Raw genomic sequence first — 19,283 nt, forward strand, 5'->3', positions numbered from 1 at the left:
AAAGAAAATCCAATGTCAGTTTTTGCAAAATTTATCGTTATTGAAGGCTTAGAAGGCGCAGGTAAGTCGAGTGCGATTAACCTTATTCGCGACTTTATTGAAAAGCATACGGGTAAAGCACCGATTTGCACCCGCGAACCGGGCGGTACACCATTGGCTGAACGTATCCGTGATTTAGTTAAGATTGCCGATGCGAACGATCCCCTGTGTGATGAGGCCGAGTGTTTACTCATTTATGCTGCCAGAGCTCAGTTAGTTGCCAATGTAATAAAGCCCGCGCTTGCGCAAGGGCAATGGGTATTGGGTGATAGACACAATCTATCGTCATTAGCTTATCAAGGTGGTGGACGAGGGTTAATGCCGTTAGTGGAAGCAGTGAGCACTGCAACACTAAAGGGATTTAAACCCGATCTTACTTTGTACTTAGATTTAGATCCTAAGCTTGGGCTTACCCGCGCAGCTAAACGTGGTGAGCTTGATAGAATTGAGCAACAAGCGATTGATTTCTTTGAGCGCGCACGCGCTACATATCTCAAACTTGCCAGCGAAGATGACAGTATTGTGGTTATAGACGCGAGCCAAACTATGGCCGAAGTGCACAAAGATATCTTAGCCGTGCTTCAGGCGATGGTATGGTAGCCGAGTCCGAATTTACGGCTGAGCAATTACCTTGGCTCGAAGGGCCAAGACAGGCATTTTTAGCTCAATTAGCGCGTCAAAAAATACCTCACGCACAACTCGTGGGCATTGATTCAGCCTATGGCGGTGAGTTGCTGAGTGTGTTTATGGCGCGCGCTGCTATGTGTTTGCAGCCAACGCCTGTGGGCGCGTGCGGTTTTTGTAAGTCTTGTCAGCTCTATGATGCTGGCAATCATCCTGATTTTTATCATATCGCCGCCGATGGCAATCAAATTAAAGTCGATCAAATTCGTGAGCTGTGTACGCGTCTGACAGCCACCGCACAGCAAAGTGGCAGGCGTGTAGCGATTATCCACCACAGCGAGCGTCTTAACTCCGCTGCTGCGAACGCACTCCTTAAAACCCTTGAGGAGCCTGGTAAAGACACCTTACTGATTTTGCAGTCGGATACGCCTGCACGTTTGATGGCGACGGTTAGCAGTCGTTGTCAACGCATTCCTTTTGTCGTTCCTAGTCGAGAGGTCATCAAAAACTGGCTTGCCCAGCGATGCGGTATTCAAGAGGATGTAACTTGGTGTTTGAGTGTGGTGGGTGGGCCGTTAAAGTTGGCTGAGAGCTTGCAGTCTGAGGGTAGCCAACAGAGTCGGTATCAATCCTTGCTACAATTTCGCAAAGATTGGGCACAAAGTTTGTCGTCTGGTCATCTGTGTGCTAGTTTGTTAATAATAAGTGAACAACAAATAATTGATGTTCTTAAGGTTTTGTACCTACTTATACGACAGGTTTTACTGAAAAATAGCCATCAAGATGCGTTTGTTCATGCGCAGCTCGGGAATTTGGCGGCTAAGATCATGGGAATGTGTCATAGCTTAAGCACAATGCCGAGCGTCAATTATCTGGCCCTGTGTCAAAGTTATGTCTTAGAATATAGAGAGATAACAAATAAGTAATATGCCATGGTAGATCTCGTCGTTAATTTTGATACCTTACATCAGTTATATCGTGCCTATATGCCTTTTATTAAGCCGGCAGGATTATTTATTGCGACCAGTGAAAGTCATTATCTTGGCCAACCGCTGACGATTGCGTATCGTTTACCCGGCGCAACTCTCACTAATGAATTTCGTGGTGTTGTGGTGTGGATTAATCCCTTAGGAGCGTCGGGTGGCCGCCCTGTGGGGATTGGCATTAAAATTATTTCTGAGCCAGATAGCCATAAACACCATATCGAAAAGTTACTGTCCCGCGAACTCGCTTCTGGCGATCTAACCTGCACTATGTAAGTTGGCCCGCATTATTGCTCTGGTTTAAACGTTTGCTCACTGTTTAAACTGGCTATTTACTTCTGTTGAATTTGACCTCGATCTCTTGGCTGGGTATCCTTGTCGTCCTTTGTTACTCTGCTTGGAAATCCTTGTGCTTATTGATTCACACTGCCATCTCGATCGCCTCAAAGCGGCGCCTGATCAACAAACCTTAGAACAGATTCTTGCTAATGCTAAAGCCCGTGGCGTGGACTATATGTTGTGCGTCAACGTGCGCCAGCAAGGATTTGAATTGATGCGAGATAAAGTTGCAGCCTTCGAACAGGTATTTTTGTCATCGGGTGTGCATCCATTAGACGTTAAAGAAGGCCTCGATGTTGAGCAAATCCGCCGCTTTGCCACCGATCCTAAAGTGGTCGCGATTGGTGAAACGGGGTTAGATTATTTTTATGCCGACGACACTAAGCTGTTGCAACAGCAATGTTTTGAGCAGCAGATTGCCCTTGCTGTAGAAGTGAATAAACCTTTAATTGTCCATACCCGTGATGCACGTGAAGATACGATCAATATGCTTAAGCAGGGTAATGCGGATAACGTCGGAGGCGTGCTGCATTGCTTTACCGAGAACTGGGAGATGGCGAAAGCGGCGATTGATCTCGGCTTTTATATTTCGGTTTCTGGCATAGTCACTTTTAAAAATGCGGGTGATCTGCGAACCGTTATTCGCAAAGTGCCTCAGGATCGTCTGCTAGTTGAAACTGATTCGCCTTATTTGGCGCCGATCCCACACCGTGGACAAGAGAATCAGCCTGCCTATGTGCGCGATGTGGCTGAGTTTGTGGCAGAGCTTAGAGGTGAGCGCTACGAAGATCTTGCGGAGTACACCAGCAATAACTTTTTTAATTTATTCAAAGATGCAGCGCGTTTAGTTGGCCGTTAGCTGCAAGTGTTTTGACCCTGAGTATGCTATTGCGTGATTGTCAATACTGTGGCCAAAAGACTCAGGCATAAAGGCACTGGCTCAAAGATATTGGCATAAAAAAAGGCCCAAAACGATTAAAGCTGTTTGGGCCTAGGGGAATGGCTCATTGAAGAGCCGTGCGCTACAGGTGAAAGCGCCATGCAGTGCGCTTTACAATAGACTCAGTGTAGTCGAGCTTTTGTCTTATAGTCGCGCTCACTTTCTTCTTTTTTAGGTTATTTATCGCTAAAAAACAGCGAAATTATAACGATTTTGTCTGTTCTGGTAGCAGTAACACTTTATCTTTCACTAAGTCTCTGGGTAGATTGTTTTTTAACTTATTGCCTAAATGTTTCGCCATGCCTAATGGTGCTCCGCCATAACAGACGATCACTTCACCTTGAGCTTTCACTGCGGTGTTTAGGGCAATATCTCGCCCCATCAAATATTCTTTCGCTTCAACATCGCTCACATCGACCGTTTTTGCGGTTGGGCTGAGCTGTTTTCCTGCTAATGCAATAATCGCTTCATGGCGGACTTTAAAGCCGTGTTTACTGTTATCGGCGAGTTTAATGCCAATACGCTGAAAGCGCATACGGCCGATAAAAGCGTTGAATTCATGCGGAAATAGCCAGAATTCATCATCGCGAACCATGATGAGTTCGTCCGGTAAGCTGATGCCTAAATCCTGCTGAAAATAGTCTTTGATCCCTTGGGCTTGTTTCGCTGATGCGGGCGTGAAGGGGAAGTTTTTCTGCAGTTTAGGCTCAGGCTGTAAACGCGGCACTGAGGCGGTTTTTGTCAATTTAGCGACAAAGAAACCTTCACTGTCGTAAATCTGTGGCCAGACATGTAAGAAGCCTTCGGGCGTTGTAGCTAGATTTGCACCATCAAATAAATCGCTTAAGGATTCAAATTGCACCGCATCGCCGTAGACTTGCTTTAAATACTCGCACACGCCTTGGTTTTCGAGGCGGTTTAAGGTGCAGGTTGAGTAGACCAAACTGCCACCGGGTTTCAGGGCGAGAAACGCCGATTCGATTAAGGCTTTTTGGGTTTCGCTAATCGCCAGCACATCGTCTAGGTTCCAGTGTTTTAGCGCATCGGCGTCTTTACGCACTGTGCCTTCACCGCCACAGGGCGCATCGATAAGCACTGCATCAAAACTTTCGTACAGGTATTCGCCAAATACACGGCCATCGAAATGGGTGAGGGCGCAGTGGCTCGCGCCCATGCGCAACACATTGGCGTGCAATACTTTCACGCGGCTCGCCGAATACTCATTAGCCACTAATAAGCCTTGGTTTTGCATTAATGCGGCCATTTGCGTGGTTTTTGAACCGGGTGCGGAGGCGAGATCGAGTACGCACTGCCAATGTGCATTCGGTGTAAAAAGTGCGGTCGGCGGCAACATAGAGCTGGCTTCTTGAATGTAGAATAGACCCTGAATGTGCTCTAAGGCATTGCCGAGCTGTTCTTCTTCGTCGTAACTGATCCAAAATCCGTCTTCACACCAAGGAATAGGATCGAACGTCCAGCCTTTAGGTTGCATCAAGGTCTTAAAGTCGTCGCTGCTCATTTTTAAGGTATTGACCCGAATTGAACGTCTAAGCGGCCTGTCGCAGGCGGCAATAAACTCGTCCATGGATAAATGGGCGGGGAGTTCTTGGGTGATTGTATCGATAAAATTTTGATTTAATTGGACCATTGATTTCATTGAACCATAGGAAAATAGACTGTGTATCAACTGGCGCGAGTATATCATAATCCCTTATTGGGTCTGAGATTTTATCCCGAGCCGCCAAGGTTACTATTGTGATTTAATGTTTATGCTTTGACGATTTCAGCGATATTGGAATGAGTCGCCATAAAGCTAGCACTCAGTAGCCATGAGCTAATAGAATAAAAACAAATAAAAATAAGGGGATTAGCGTGCTGAATCGCGTGTGGTTGGCTTTTTTTATCACAGCATTGCTTGCAATAGCGGTGCAACTGTTCAATGGGCACATAGAAGTCCTATCGGCTTCGGTCGCCGCATTATTTGCGAGTGCTAAGCTTGCTGCTGAAATTTCCCTTGGGCTGATTGGCGTGCTTTCTCTGTGGATGGGATTGATGCAGGTAGGAGAGAAGGCTGGCGTTGTCGGCGCTATTGCCTTTGTGTTTGAGCCATTACTGCGCCGTTTGATGCCTGAAGTGCCCAAGGGGCATCCCGCCTTTGGCAGTATCACGATGAATTTAACAGCGAATATCTTTGGGTTAGATAATGCCGCCACGCCACTTGGTTTAAAGGCGATGCATGATTTACAGAGTTTAAATCCGCTAAAAACCGTGGCGACCAATGCGCAAATCTTATTTTTAGTACTCAATACTTCCTCTGTGACCTTAGTGCCTGTGACGGTATTCCTTTATCGTGCCCAGCAAGGTGCCGCTGCGCCTGCGGATATTTTCTTGCCGATTTTACTGGCTACTTCGGCATCGACATTGGCGGGCTTGCTGGTTGTGGCGTTAGTGCAGCGAATTTCATTATTAAACTCAGTGGTGCTCGGTTATGGCGCCTTGATGCTCTCAGGATTAGTGGCGAGTGGTTTTTATCTGATGACTTTAAGTGCTGAGGCCATTGGCACTGTGTCGACGGCAATGGGCAATGGTATTTTGCTGTTATTGGTATTTACCTTCGTGATTGTTGCGGGCATTCGCAAGGTGGCAGTTTATGATGAGTTTATTGAAGGGGCGAAGGCGGGTTTTGCTCAATCTATCCAGTTGATCCCTTATTTGCTCGCCATGTTATTAGCGATTGGTTTACTGCGAGCATCCGGCGCCTTGGATTATCTGTTGCACTTGATTGCCACTGGTGTGCGGATATTGGGTTTTGATACGCGTTTTGTCGATGCAATGCCGACCGCACTGATGAAACCTTTTAGTGGCTCAGGCGCCAGAGCTATGATGCTTGAGACAATGGATCACCACGGAGTAGATTCCTTTGCGGGCCGATTAGCGGCGATTTTTCAGGGTAGCACTGAAACCACTTTCTATGTTCTTGCTGTGTATTTTGGTTCAGTGGGTATTCGCCATGGACGCCACGCCTTAGCCTGCGGGTTAACTGCGGACTTTGCGGGGATCAGTGCCGCGATTGCCGTTTGTTATTGGTTCTATGGATAAGTGGGCTCGCGACCTAGAATGTGTCAATAACATTGCGAGAAGCTAAAAATAAATCAGGCGCATTATGCGCCTGATTTATTTATAAGAGCTTTAATATTAGTGCGTTGGTGTAAGTATTTTGATGAAAAAAATTACTGGGCTGGTGCCCATTGCTGCCATTCGTTTTCGGCTTTGTGTTGTAATCTTAATACTGTGCCAGTCGCTAAACGATTATCCCCTTGAGTCGTGTCCTTAGTCGCCACATTGATGCCGCCAGCGAGTAAGGTTTCCAGCGAGCCCGCTTCGATTTGTGCACCTGAAAAGAGGCCTACATCGACTTTAATCCCTGAGGCATCCCAGAACTGACTGCTTTGATTCACTAAGTGACTGTACTGTGCCTCGATATGGGCCTGCATCAATACACTATTACCCTGTGTCGATAGGCTATAACCGTCGATTTGACCGACTTTAATCCCTCGGAAGAAGATAGGTGTGCCGACTTTCATTGAGCCTAGGCTAGTATCTTCTAGAATGAATTTCAGCGCATCTTCGGCAACATTGGCATAGCTGCTGGCAGCGAGGTTGGCAACAAACTGGGTCGATTTTTGACTGCTTGTACCCGGCAGTACACCGATATAAGGGCCAGTGATCAAGGTTTCTGGCGCTTTAATTCCTGCTAGAGAAATTTGCGCATCCACTAGATGATATTCACAGTCGCTGCGGCTGAAATGTTCAGCGTATTCGCCGTAGAGATAGGCCGTTGCAGTGAGTGTATTGAGATCGGCATTGAGCTTCACCTGCGACACTTCACCCACTTGATGACCTTGATAGCGAATCGCTGCCTTGGCCGCCAGTTTGCTTGAGGCGGGTAGGGTGAGGCGAATTGCCTGCGCCTGAGTTAATGCCAGCTGCTTGCTCTCATAGAGTTTTAAGTTAGCTGCATTGCTGGCTTTGTCATTGCTATCAAGCAGTCCCAGACTGATGCTGCCCTTTAATGCTCCTTGAAGCGGCGCGACCGCAACATCAATACCGGCAAGACTGGCACTGATATCCACGGCGCTGTTACGCCAGAACACATTCGGCTTTTTCAGCAAGGGTTGAAACTGTTTGTCTATGGCGAGCTTGATAGCAAAGTCTTCGGTTTTGCTTTGCCAGTTCACTGAGTCAACTGTGCCAATTTGCATTTTTTTATAATAAATCGGTGAGCCTTGGCTGACATCGGCGCCATCTTGACTGATTAATGTTAAATGCACTTGCTGCTGACGATCATAAAAAGCTGTCGCGGCATCCACAGAGCTAAAGAGGGTTAGAGCGCTGTTAGCAGCTAAAGGTGTGTCGCTGTGACCTTGGATCAAGCTAACTGCACCTTGAGTGAGCGTTGTAAAATCCCTTGCTTTGACTGAGACACCGTCTAACGATGCGTTTACCGTTAATGCTGACTCAGGCACAAAATAGCTGTCGTTGCGTATTAGACTGGCAAACTCAGGTTGTAGCTCGAGTTGGTATTCCACCGCCGATAAATCTTTGGTTAACTTAACTGCAAGCACTGAACCAATGGGAATTTGCTTGAAGCGAACTTGAGCGCCCGCTGAAATGCCCATGTTTTCGGCTGAGGTTAAGGTCAAGAAACGCTTCTTCGATTGCAGTAAATCAGGCGCTTTGGCTTGTAAGGCAAAGCTGCTTGGTACCGCGCTTTTGGTGTTGATGCCTGGCAGGAAGTTGATCACGCTACCTGTCAGTAAGCGTTCTGGATTCTTAATGCCTGAGAGGGAAATATCAGCACCTTCAAGCCAAAACACGCCGTCGTTAGTTAACAGTGAACCGTATTGAGGTTCAAATTTAGCCACTGCTGTAACACCATTGGAAGTGAGTTGTTTACTTAAAATACTGCCAATGCTCATGCCGCGATAAACGATGCGGGTACCTTTGTCGACACCGTTAGCGTCAGCCATGGTTAGGTTTATTTCTATGCCGCCAAGGGCGGTGGTTTCTGAATCATAAAGCGAAAAAACGTCACCGTTTTTAGCTATGTCTGCTTTATCGTCAGAGCTGAAACTCACGCCGCCAGCCAGAATGGACGCCAAACTCTCTGAACTGACTTTAACCCCAGTTAGTGAAGCATCAATTTTGACGCCAGAAACATTCCAAAAGTGAGAATTTTTCTTCACTAACCGCGCATATTGCTCTTGAATGAAAGCGCTGATAATGACCCTTTGATTGCCATCTAAACGATAGCTGACCACGCTACCCACGGGGATTTGGCGGAAAAATATTGGCGAGCCAACATCGAGCGAACCGAGTTTATCGGAGGTCAATTCGACCATCACACCTTCTGAGCCGATTTGCATCGGCGGCGGTTGGCGTTCTGCCTCGAAGAAGGTTGATGCATTGCCTTTACCGGGTTGAATAGCAATGTAGTTACCGGAAAACAGCGCATCTAAGCCTTCAACACCTGTAATACTTGCTTTAGGTGTGACAAGCCAGAAGAGGGTTTCTTTATTCAAGAAAGGCTTAGCGCGGTAGTCCATCATGACCTTGACGTTCACGCCTTTGAGATCGTCATCTATGCCAATGTCTTTAACTTTACCGACAGTCAAACCCTGGTATTTGACTAAGGTTTTACCCACATCAATCCCTGTGGCGCTCGGAAAGTGAATTTGAATTTCAACCCCCGATTCTTTAATGCTCTTAATGCCCAGCCAAGCACCTAATGCCAACGCGACAATAGGAAGCAGCCAAATGGGCGAAAAGAGTTTTTTCTTTACAACTTTCGGCGATTCAATTTGTGTCATCTTGAGGTTCCAATCGATCCCAGAGTAAACGAGTGTCTAAAACTTTTGCGGCTAACTGAGTTAACAGAATAACCAAGGCAAATGCGGTAGCCGCAGGCGCGGGTTTCGCGTCGAGTAATTGTCCCATGTTCACTAATGCCACTGTGATTGAGATGACAAATAAATCGAGCATTGACCAGCGGCCAATCCATTCGATGATGTGAAAACCCACCATCAATTTCTTTTTTGAAATCGGAATGTCAAAGCTGATCGCACACAGATAAATGGATAAGCCGATGATTTTAATCCATGGTACTAAAATACTGGCGGTAAACACTATGATGGCAATAGGCAGCATATCTGAATGCACTAAATGCAAAATGCCTGAAAAAATCGTGTCGTGCCGCACTTGGCCTTGGTTGGTCAGCATAGTGATAGGGTAAATGTTGGCTGGCACCAGCAAGATGGCAGCGGTAATCAACAAAGCCCAACTTTTTTGCAGGCTGGAATAGTCTCTGACGTGCAACTCGGTTTCACAGCGCTGACAGTGCGTGAGTTCACTGCTGTTGAGTTGGCTACACACTTTACAGAGACATAGGCCGATATCTTTACCTTGTTGTTTCATATCAGCTATGACCTTCCAATAACGTCCACATATGTTCTAAGTCGTATTCTCTTTGTAGAAACAAGGTCACGAGAAACAGCATAGTGAAGCAAAATGTGCCCATACCAAAATAAATGTCCGAAAAATCAGATAGCTGAAATGATGAAACTAAGAAGCTGATCACATAAATTTCCAGCATAGTGAGCTGCGATAAGACGCCATGAAATTTTAACAACTGCTTCAATGAGTTACGCCAAAAAAGGCTACTTAATCCCCATTTCACAATTAAAATCTGTGTCAATATCGATAACAGTAGTAAGCCAGGGCCTATCACAGCGGCGGCAAGTACGGCTACACCTACAACCCAATAGCCTTGGTCAAATACTGCAAATGCCCCTTGGAAAACCGTGGTAGTACGAATACTACCGAAAAAGTGGATCTCGAGTACGGGTAAAAAATTAGCAGGGAAATAAAACACTAATGCCGAAATACATAGGGCTAACATACCATTCACAGAGCAGTATGGCGTGTCATAAAGTGCAGTGCTGCAACGAGGACAGATTGCTCTAACGCCGCTAGGCAAGGCACGTTTGCGGACTGCTAAATCGCAGGAGCGGCATAGGGTTACTGAATTTTCTGCTGCGTTTTCATGCATATAAAAATATATATTAGCCTAATAGGAGTCATAACAGCGAGATCGGTGCAAAGTGTCGTGCTAGTTAGCTGTTAAGCCACGTCTAGCGCTTTATAATCTTGGCAACGAAAGTACGCTAATAATATCAGATTAATCAGAACACTTGCATCACAAGTTCAATCTATGTCACTCTAGTTACTGTATATAAAAACAGTGCGAGGGCAGTCATGGCAGTAATAACACAGTTTGTCGTGGTCAGAGAAGGGGTTGAAAAGATGACATTCACATCTAAGAAGGAGGCTGATGCCTACGATAAGATGCTCGATATCGCCGATAACCTTATCCCCTTCATTCAAAAAGCTGATTTGGGTATAGATGAAAGTGTGGGCGAAAAGCTCGCATTCTATTTTGCTAACAATAAAGATGAGCTGACGAACTTGCTTAAAGGCGCCGTTCAGGTTAATAGTACGCCAACGAATCCGCCTGCAGCGAAAAAAGCGGCTAAAAAGACCGAAGCAGCAGAATAAAATTGTTAGGAAATGTAATGAAATCGAAATTTTATGAGTCACTTAACCGTCAAGCCTTGGCCTTGTTGGAAGGGGAAGACGACCTTGTTGCGGCGATGGCGAATTTTTCAGCCTTGCTCAATGATAATTTGACTGAGCTGAACTGGGTGGGATTCTACGTTATGCGTGGCGAACAACTAGTATTAGGCCCGTTTCAAGGTAAAGTGGCTTGTACACGCATTCCGTTAGGAAAAGGTGTGTGTGGTACAGCAGCATTCACTAATCAAACTCAGCGAGTGGCTGATGTCCATCAATTTGATGGTCATATTGCCTGTGATTCTGCCAGTAATTCTGAAATCGTTGTGCCAGTTCGTGCGCAAGGTAACGTGGTTGCCGTGCTCGATATTGACAGTCCTATCTTCGATCGTTTCGATGAAGAAGACCAAAAGGGGCTGGAATTACTGGTTAAAAGTTTTGAAAACTGCCTATTTGATTAATTTGCGTACAATAACGCATAATTCATAGTCGCAATCGGTGGCGTGCGCCTTATAATATGCGCCTGCACGCATTAAGCTGGTTTGATTGGCATGCAATGAATAAGCTTAGTGTTTTGAGCTGTCAAAATTTGTTAAGGTATATTTTTTAACTTTAGTAAACGCGGCTAGGATGCTAATTTGTACGTTGACTCAATATTGAGTTTAACGAAGATAAACGACATGTAAGAAGCTGATATATATCACCTCGAATCGATGTCCCTTTTTGACTGTGGAAGTAATGATGGAATCAACAGAAAAGTTGACCGACACCAATGCAATTTTGGCGTATTTGTATGAAACATTTCCTTTGTGCTTTATTGCTGAAGGTGAAACTAAGCCATTAAAAATCGGATTGTTTCAAGATTTGGCTGAAAGGTTGGCTGATGATTCTAAAGTCAGTAAAACTCAGCTCAGAGTTGCCTTGAGACGTTACACCAGCAGCTGGCGCTATTTAAAGTGCGTTAAAGCAGGCGCACAACGCGTAAATCTGGATGGCGAACCTTGCGGCGAGTTAGAGCAAGAGCACATTGATCATGCTCAAGCCATGTTGAAAGAGAGTCAGGATAAGGCCAAAGCGAAACGTGCAGCACTTGCACCTAAGCCCGCGGCGAAGAAAGCACCTAAAAAGGTGGCCGTTCCTCAGCGTCCTAAAACTGAGCGTCCTGCTAAGCCTGCACCAAAAGCTGCAGCGCCAGTCGTCAATTATGTTCAAGCACAATTGACTGATTTAACGAAAAAACAACGCGTCAATGTTAAATTAGGTATGACACCCGTAGCCGGTGTGATTACTGACATTAACAAGGAAGATATTCATGTTCAGCTTGATAGTGGCCTAACGATTAAAGTTAGAGCAGAACATATCCTGCTGTAATCATTTATTAAAACGGAGTAACTTGTTGATGCGAAAACTCACTTTGGCTACCTCGATCGCCACTGTTTTTGTCGGATTCTCGGCTTGGGCCGTACCACCCACGATTCAAATCAGCGAGTTACCCACTCTCAAGCAGGAAGCGCAACATAAGGTTGCGAGCAAAAGGGTAACGGACTTATACACTCGTTCGCACTATCATAGATTCAATCTCGATGACGCCTTTTCTGCGCAAATTTTTGATCGTTATCTGCAGCAGTTGGACTATCGCCGCAATGTGTTAACCCAAGCGGATGTCGATAGTTTTAAACCTTATGCAACCCAATTCGATGACATGCTTAGTTCTGGTGAACTTGAGCCTGCCTATAAAATGTTTGATATCGTCCAAAAGCGCCGCTATGAAGGCTTTGTCTATGCTTTATCTCTATTAGATAAAGAGATGGATTTTTCTGCGCCCGGTGATGCCTATGAGTACGACCGCGATGAGGCCGCATGGCCAAAAGACCAGACAGAAATTAATGAGTTATGGCGTCAACGTGTTAAATACGATGCACTAAATCTTAAACTCACAGGTAAGCAATGGCCTGAGATTGTTGATATCCTCCAAAAGCGTTACAACAACGCTATTAAACGGTTGATTCAAACTAACAGTGAAGACGTGTTCCAAGGCGTGATGAATGCCTTCTCGCGTAGCATTGAGCCACATACAAGTTACCTTTCACCACGCAATGCTGAACGTTTCCAAATGGAAATGAACTTGAGCCTTGAAGGCATTGGTGCTCAACTGCAACTTGAAGACGATTACACTGTCATTAAAAGTTTAATTACTGGCGGCCCTGCTGCGGGCAGTGAAAAACTGTCGCCGGAAGACAAGATTGTCGGTGTCGGTCAAGAAGGCGGTGAAATTGTTGATGTAATCGGCTGGCGTTTAGACGACGTGGTCGACCTGATCAAAGGGCCTAAGGGCAGTAAAGTTGTTCTGCAAATTTTACCGAAGAAAGGCGGTTCGAATGCGAAGCCATTCGACGTTACCTTAGTTCGCGACAAAATTCGTCTTGAAGACAGAGCTGCAACCTCTAAGGTGATTGAACCTAAAGACGGTGAGTATGCTAATCGCAAAGTCGGCGTGATCCAAATTCCTGGTTTTTATATGAATTTGTCGCAGGACGTTGAAAAAGAGCTCGTGAAGTTAAACGACGCCAAAGTAGAAGGCATAGTCATCGACCTTAGAGGTAACGGTGGGGGTGCATTAACGGAAGCCGTGCTACTGACGGGACTCTTTATCGATATGGGCCCTGTAGTGCAAATTCGTGATGCCGATGGACGAGTGTCTGCGCATCGTGATAACGACGGTAAAACCAGTTATGCAGGACCATTGACTGTGATGGTTGACCGTTACAGTGCTTCAGCCTCTGAAATTTTTGCTGCCGCATTGCAAGATTATGACCGTGCACTGATCGTCGGTGAGTCGAGTTTTGGGAAAGGCACAGTACAGCAGCATAAGAGCCTAGGCCGTATCTACGACATGTATGAGAAGCCAATTGGCCATGTGCAGTATACGATTCAAAAGTTCTACCGTATTAATGGTGGTAGTACACAGATTAAAGGTGTGACCCCCAACATTGCTTACCCAAGTGCGTTGGAGCCGGGCGAGTACGGTGAAGCTGAAGAGAAAAATGCTTTACCTTGGGATAAAGTGCCTATGGCGCAATATGGCACGCTTAATGATGTTACGCCTGAGTTAGTGACTGGCCTTGAATCTAAGCACCTTAACCGTATAAAAAACAGCGTAGAGTTTGCCTATATCAATCAAGATATTGCCGACTTTAAAAAGCATCACAAAGAGAAAACTGTATCTCTGGTTGAAAGTGAGCGTATTGCTTCCCGCGAAGCCGATGAGAAAAAAGTCCTCGACAGAACAAACGAGCGTCGAGTCGCCAATGGTTTAGCACCGGTTAAATCAATGGAAGACATTAAAGACGACGCTGAATTGCCAGATGCATTTTTAGACGAAACCGCTTATATCACCTTAGATATGGCTGATGTGCAAAAAATGGCTAAAACTAGTGCTAAGTAGGCACTAGTCGAGTCGATTTATCCGATATCAAAACGCGCTTATGGCGCGTTTTTTTCTTATTTAGATCAGCGTTAAAGGGATCGAAATGACACAAGCTCAAGCAAAATACTTAAAAGATTATCAAGCGCCACTTTTTACGATAGAGACTATCGATTTAGCGTTTAATTTGGCTGGCAATGAAACCCAAGTGCAGGCGATCAGTCGTATAAAACGCACTTCAAAACATGCACAAGCCTTAGTGTTGGATGGCGAAGATTTGACCGTTGTTTCGCTGACTGTTAATGGTGATGCTGTGCCTTACCATGTTAGTGCAGGTCAATTAGTTCTAGAAACTGAGCTTGATGAGTTTGAGCTGAACATTATCACTAAGCTCGATCCTGAAGCTAATTCGAGTCTTGAAGGGCTCTATATGTCCGATGGTGCCTACTGCACGCAATGCGAGGCAGAGGGCTTTCGACGTATCACTTATTTCCTTGATCGCCCTGATGTATTAGCTAAATACACTGTTCGTATCGAAGCCGATAGCGCCGCATTCCCGTTTTTACTGAGTAACGGTAATTTGATTGATCAAGGTGAGTTAGATGGCGGACGCCATTATGTTTGCTGGCAAGATCCATTTCCAAAACCAGCGTATTTATTTGCCTTAGTCGCTGGCGATTTTGATCTATTGCAAGATGAGTTCATTACTCGCAGTCGCCGTAAAGTGATCCTGCAAGTGTTCGTTGATAAAGGTAATTTACATAAAGCACACCATGCGATGGCATCACTTAAGAAATCCATGGCATGGGATGAGAGCCGTTTTGATCTTGAGTATGATTTAGATATTTACATGATAGTGGCCGTCGACTTTTTCAATATGGGGGCGATGGAAAACAAAGGCTTAAATATCTTTAACACTAAATATGTGCTTGCAGATACCTTAACGGCCACCGACGAGGATTATCACGGCATTGAATCGGTTGTAGGCCATGAGTATTTTCATAATTGGACAGGAAACCGCGTAACGTGCCGCGATTGGTTCCAATTAAGTTTAAAAGAAGGCTTAACGGTTTTTCGCGATCAAGAATTTAGCTCAGATTTAGGCTCTCGTGCTGTGAATCGAATTCATGCAATTAAAGTGATCAAGAATCAGCAATTTGCAGAAGATTCTGGCCCTATGTCCCATCCTATTCGTCCAGAATCTGTCATTGAGATGAATAATTTCTACACTGTGACTGTGTATAACAAGGGCGCTGAAGTCATCCGCATGATGCACACTTTGCTCGGCGAAGAAAAGTTTCAGGCGGGAATGAAACTGTATTTTAAACGCCACGACGGCCAAGCTGTCACCTGTGATGATTTTGTGGCGGCAATGGAAGATGCCAGCGGAGTGGATTTAACCCAATTCCGTTTATGGTATAGCCAAGCCGGTACGCCGATTGTGACTGCGATGGACAGTTTTGATGCGCAAACGGGCGTTTATCAATTGACCCTTAAACAAAGTCTAGTGAACTGTGCATCACCGCTGCATATTCCGTTTAGCTTAGAGCTCTTAGATGCGAAGGGCCATTCTTTAGTGAATGAGATCCTCGATTTTACTCAAACTGAACAAGTGTTTAGCTTTGATGGACTCACTCATAAACCCGTCGCTTCGTTACTGCAAAACTTTTCCGCTCCCGTCAAATTACAATATCGATTCAATGTGGATCAACTCGTTCACTTGATGCGTTTTGCTAGCAGCGAAGTGGCGCGTTGGGAAGCTTCTGTGACCTTAGTGAGCCAAGCTATTTGGCAAAATGTGGCGAGTTTACAACAGCAACAAGCTATGGCTCTCGATCCCCGTGTGCGCGATAGTTTTAAAGGTGTGTTGTTAGACACTGAGCTTGATCCGGCATTGATTGCCGAAATATTAGCGATACCTACGGCTTCGGCTTTGATTGAGCAAACAGAGAATGTTGATCTAGATGCGTTAGCTTTAGCACGTGAATTTGTACTAATAGAGCTCGCTTCACATAGTGAAGATGAATTGATTGCGCTATATCGTTCTTTAGTCGCAGTAGAGAGTACGCAGGCAAGAGCCCTTAAAAATCAGTGTTTAACTTGGTTAGCTCGGGTGTCGGATGAGGCTGAGGGGTTAGTGATTTCTCAGTTCGATAACGCCAGTAATATGACGGATTCTCTTGGTGCGTTGACGGCAGCCAATGTTGGGAATTTACCTTGTCGTGATGAACTGATGACGACATTTGAGCTACGTTGGCAGGATACACCATTGGTGATGGATAAATGGTTTATGTTGCAAGCGACCCGTGATGCAGATGATGTGATTGAGTGTTTGCGTCAGTTGCAGCAACACAAGTGCTTTAGTATGAGCAATCCAAACCGAGTGCGTGCTTTAGTGGGCAGTTTTGCTGCCGGTAATATTTATCAATTCCACCATAGAGACGGTAAGGGTTATGCTTTCTTAACCGAATGCTTAATGACCCTTAATAAGCTCAATCCGCAGGTTGCGGCCCGTATGGTGACGCCATTGATCCAGTATCATAAATTCGACTTAGGCCGCCAAACCTTGATAAAAGCCTGTTTAGGGCAACTTTTGGCTTTGCCTGACTTATCTAAGGATATGTACGAAAAAGTCTCTAAAGCATTGGCAAAATAGCAGTTTGTAGGAGGAGGGCAGCAGTCTGTGCTGCCCTGATATTATGGAACTGTATTTCAAACTATCGATCAGCTATCGAGATTTCTTACCTTATTATCAAGGGCTTGCCGATAAAGTCGAGGTTCGTGAAACTCAAGGGCGGATTTTGTGGATTAATGGCCGTCATTTTAGGCGTTTTTTAACCGAAAATGGCATTCAAGGCTATTTCAAATTGGTTTTAGATGACAAGGGACAATTTGTTTCATTAAATCGAGTTTAGTCTTAATTTGTTTATCTTTACTTAGAGCAATTACTTTAAACGGTCGGCTGATTACTAAGCTCGCTTTGTGATATTTTATTTTTAAATATGTTAATGAATTATATGATTTTTTAATGTGTTTTTATGTTTCATTCCTATTCTGCTTTTCGCTAATTTAAATCTCTCCTTTTTAGTTATCGGTACAAATGTACCTACATGCTTAATTCTTTAGAAAATTTTCTCTAACTGCGCCTTGCTCAAGGGGATTAATTGCTGTAACAATGATGTTACCTGTGAGCTAACAAGATGTTGGTTGTAATTCCTAAAACAAAGAATCCAGCAGGGTACGGAGAGCTAAAATGAAAATTGTTAAAAATAGTTTTAACAAATCGGCGCTTGCTTTGGGGGTGGCGTCGGCATTGAGTTTGTTAATGATCCCAAGCGTTAATGCAGTATCTTTTAATTGGGGAGAGGTTGAGGGCACATTTGACTCAACTTGGACTGCTGGTGCGAGCTGGCGTGTAGGGGAGCGCGATTGGGAAGGTCAAATTGGTAAGGTTAATCAACCCCAATTCGATTGGTCTAATTACAGCGCATTTGGCAATACTAAATACACTTCTGCTGAGATTTGGGCCCAGCCCGGATCGTATTCCAGTAACAATGACTTAAGTAATTTACTTTATTCTCAAGGCGATACTACGTCCGAAATCGTTAAAGGTTTGCATGAATTGTCATTGAAATACAAAAACTACGGTTTATTCGCTCGTGGTATGTATTTCTATGATCGTAAACTCAATGACGGTAATTATGATTTTAATGATCCGATAACGGGCAAAGAGTTTGACCCTTGCGAAGATAACCGTGCTTCAGAAGTTCAATGTAAAGATATTCGCTTACTCGATGCGTTTGTGTATGGCAACTTTGACCTCAACGATGGCGCTAATCCATTATCTATTCGTGTAGGTAATCAAGTGGTGTCATGGGGTGAAAGTACACTGATTGCCCATGGGATCAGTGAAATCAACGCCGTTGACTTGAACATACTTAACGCGCCTGGTGCTGAACTCAAAGAAGCGTTCAGACCGCAAGGTATGGTGTGGGCTTCCCTTGGTTTGACGGATTCATTAACGGTAGAAGCATTCTATCAATATGATTGGCAACCTATTTGGGTACCAACGCCGGGTTCTATTTTTGCGACTAACGATTTTGCGGGTTTCGGTGGTTACGCTCAAAACGCTCAGCTTGGGTTTAATGCTAACCCTGACATCAATTTAGACTTCGTAATGCAAGAATACGAGCGTTTAGCGGGCATGATTGCCAGCGGCCAATCTATTCCGACACAGCAATTGGTTTCTATGGCCTTAGCCTACCCAACAAAAGTGACGCTAGTGCAGGATGAGGCAGAGCCAAGCAATGATGGCCAATATGGTATTAAGCTGGGTTATTACGCGCCTTCACTGGGTGAAACCGAATTTGGTTTTTATTTCATGAATTACCATAGCCGTCGTCCTCTTATCAGTGGTACTGCCGCCGATTTTAGCACGGGTGCACTTTTGTCTGATCTGGCGACCATAGGTCAAAACTCGGGTAATATTGATCGTGAATTGCTGCTCAATTTGAAGAGTTTCTCCAAGGCGCAAATCGTTTATCCAGAGGATATCAAGCTTTACGGTTTCAGTTTCAATACCTTGGTTGGTGATACCTCTGTCGCGGCTGAAATTGCCCATCGTCAGGATGAACCACTGCAAATCGATGACGTAGAATTGTTGTTTGCCGGTATGCCACAGCAGTTAGCTAACGCTGGTCTTCGTCCAGATCTCGATGGTATTTCACAGATTAAAGATGTTAAGCCGGGTGAAACCGTGGATGGCTTTATCCGTCTTGATACCACTCAGGCGCAGATGACTTTCACCCATTTATTTGGTCCAACGTTAGGTTTAGATAACTTGACTATGTTGGCCGAAGTGGGTGGCGTGTGGATCCATGATATGCCAGGTTTTGATGAGCTACGTCTCAATGGCCCAGGTACGTCACGTTCTGGCGGCAACCCAGATATGCCCGGCATCATTCAAGCCTTGCACAATGGTCCTGAAACGAACCCGTTCCCAACCGACTTTGCTTGGGGATACCGTTTAGTTGGAAAGGCGGATTTCAACAACGTATTTGCTGGGGTCAATATGTCTCCACGGGTGATTTTCTCCCATGACGTTGATGGTATTACACCTGATCCTATGTTCCTGTTCACGGAAGGACGTAAGTCTGTCGCGCTAGGCGTTAACTTCGACTATCAAAACCGTTGGGGTGCAGATATCTCCTATAACAATTTCTTTGGCGGTGTCGGTACGACGAATGCGATGGCAGATCGTGATTATGTTTCATTCAATATCAAGTATTCGATCTAAAAGGACTCA

Annotated in this window: 16 protein-coding genes; 12 read left to right on the forward strand and 4 right to left on the reverse strand. The window is 45.0% G+C overall.

The genetic code is table 11. The features are described from left to right. Positions 1 to 12 precede the first annotated feature (12 nt). From tmk to AAA952_RS02895, 4 genes are all read left to right on the forward strand, one after another. Positions 13 to 639 (forward strand): dTMP kinase, encoded by a 627-nt coding sequence (tmk, locus tag AAA952_RS02880; protein ID WP_028759750.1) that lies wholly within the window; start codon positions 13 to 15, stop codon positions 637 to 639. Beyond that, complete coding sequence (gene holB, locus AAA952_RS02885) at positions 633 to 1,589, forward strand: DNA polymerase III subunit delta' (protein WP_338254217.1); 957 nt, start codon at positions 633 to 635, stop codon at positions 1,587 to 1,589. Before tmk ends, holB begins: the two co-directional genes overlap by 7 nt. Before the next feature lie 6 nt (positions 1,590 to 1,595). Further along, complete coding sequence (locus tag AAA952_RS02890) at positions 1,596 to 1,922, forward strand: PilZ domain-containing protein (protein ID WP_028759752.1); 327 nt, start codon at positions 1,596 to 1,598, stop codon at positions 1,920 to 1,922. A 133-nt stretch (positions 1,923 to 2,055) separates the two neighbouring features. Further along, a complete protein-coding gene (locus tag AAA952_RS02895; protein ID WP_212600207.1) occupies positions 2,056 to 2,844 on the forward strand; it encodes a TatD family hydrolase in 789 nt (262 codons plus the stop codon). 283 nt (positions 2,845 to 3,127) lie between these two features. On the opposite strand, the gene rsmF is transcribed toward AAA952_RS02895, so the two are convergent. Further along, a complete protein-coding gene (gene rsmF / locus AAA952_RS02900) occupies positions 3,128 to 4,573 on the reverse strand; it encodes a 16S rRNA (cytosine(1407)-C(5))-methyltransferase RsmF (protein WP_338254221.1) in 1,446 nt (481 codons plus the stop codon). Between the two features lie 224 nt (positions 4,574 to 4,797). On the opposite strand from rsmF, the gene AAA952_RS02905 reads away from it, so the two are divergent. Beyond that, positions 4,798 to 6,024 carry a nucleoside recognition domain-containing protein gene (locus AAA952_RS02905; protein WP_131523339.1) on the forward strand — a complete coding sequence of 409 codons (1,227 nt, stop codon included), beginning with the start codon at positions 4,798 to 4,800 and terminating at the stop codon, positions 6,022 to 6,024. 131 nt (positions 6,025 to 6,155) lie between these two features. Here the strand turns inward: AAA952_RS02905 and AAA952_RS02910 are convergent, their stop codons facing one another. The 3 genes from AAA952_RS02910 to AAA952_RS02920 are packed head-to-tail and all read right to left on the reverse strand — an operon-like array spanning position 6,156 to position 10,033. After that, entirely contained in the window at positions 6,156 to 8,795 is a 2,640-nt protein-coding gene (locus AAA952_RS02910; RefSeq protein WP_338254224.1) for a PqiB family protein, read from the reverse strand. Beyond that, on the reverse strand, positions 8,782 to 9,399 hold the full coding sequence (locus AAA952_RS02915; RefSeq protein WP_263171996.1) for a paraquat-inducible protein A: 618 nt from the start codon (positions 9,397 to 9,399) through the stop codon (positions 8,782 to 8,784). The genes AAA952_RS02910 and AAA952_RS02915 overlap by 14 nt, the downstream gene beginning before the upstream one ends. A 1-nt stretch (position 9,400) precedes the next feature. Then, positions 9,401 to 10,033, reverse strand: a complete 633-nt coding sequence (locus AAA952_RS02920) for a paraquat-inducible protein A (RefSeq protein WP_028759758.1) — start codon at positions 10,031 to 10,033, stop codon at positions 9,401 to 9,403. 206 nt (positions 10,034 to 10,239) lie between these two features. Between AAA952_RS02920 and AAA952_RS02925 the strand changes: the two genes are divergently transcribed. The 7 genes from AAA952_RS02925 (at position 10,240) to AAA952_RS02955 (ending at position 19,274) form a co-directional block, all read left to right on the forward strand. Next, the gene (locus AAA952_RS02925) at positions 10,240 to 10,539 is read left to right on the forward strand and encodes a YebG family protein (protein ID WP_105252655.1); all 300 of its coding nucleotides are present in this window, start codon (positions 10,240 to 10,242) and stop codon (positions 10,537 to 10,539) included. A 17-nt stretch (positions 10,540 to 10,556) separates the two neighbouring features. Continuing rightward, complete coding sequence (locus AAA952_RS02930; protein WP_028759760.1) at positions 10,557 to 11,015, forward strand: GAF domain-containing protein; 459 nt, start codon at positions 10,557 to 10,559, stop codon at positions 11,013 to 11,015. A gap of 280 nt (positions 11,016 to 11,295) precedes the next feature. Continuing rightward, positions 11,296 to 11,925, forward strand: coding sequence for an RNA chaperone ProQ (gene proQ / locus AAA952_RS02935; RefSeq protein ID WP_028759761.1), 630 nt, complete (start codon positions 11,296 to 11,298; stop codon positions 11,923 to 11,925). 28 nt (positions 11,926 to 11,953) lie between these two features. Then, positions 11,954 to 13,999 (forward strand): carboxy terminal-processing peptidase, encoded by a 2,046-nt coding sequence (prc, locus tag AAA952_RS02940; protein ID WP_263148419.1) that lies wholly within the window; start codon positions 11,954 to 11,956, stop codon positions 13,997 to 13,999. Positions 14,000 to 14,084: 85 nt separating this feature from the next. Further along, positions 14,085 to 16,634: an aminopeptidase N gene (gene pepN, locus AAA952_RS02945; RefSeq protein WP_338254230.1), complete on the forward strand. Its 2,550-nt coding sequence runs from the start codon at positions 14,085 to 14,087 to the stop codon at positions 16,632 to 16,634. A 43-nt stretch (positions 16,635 to 16,677) separates the two neighbouring features. Continuing rightward, entirely contained in the window at positions 16,678 to 16,893 is a 216-nt protein-coding gene (locus AAA952_RS02950) for a DUF2835 domain-containing protein (RefSeq protein ID WP_028759764.1), read from the forward strand. Between the two features lie 338 nt (positions 16,894 to 17,231). Then, positions 17,232 to 19,274 (forward strand): DUF1302 domain-containing protein, encoded by a 2,043-nt coding sequence (locus AAA952_RS02955; protein ID WP_105252651.1) that lies wholly within the window; start codon positions 17,232 to 17,234, stop codon positions 19,272 to 19,274. Positions 19,275 to 19,283 lie beyond the last annotated feature (9 nt).

This window comes from Shewanella sp. M-Br (genome assembly GCF_036245925.1).
GTDB classification, from domain to species: Bacteria; Pseudomonadota; Gammaproteobacteria; order Enterobacterales; family Shewanellaceae; genus Shewanella; species Shewanella oncorhynchi.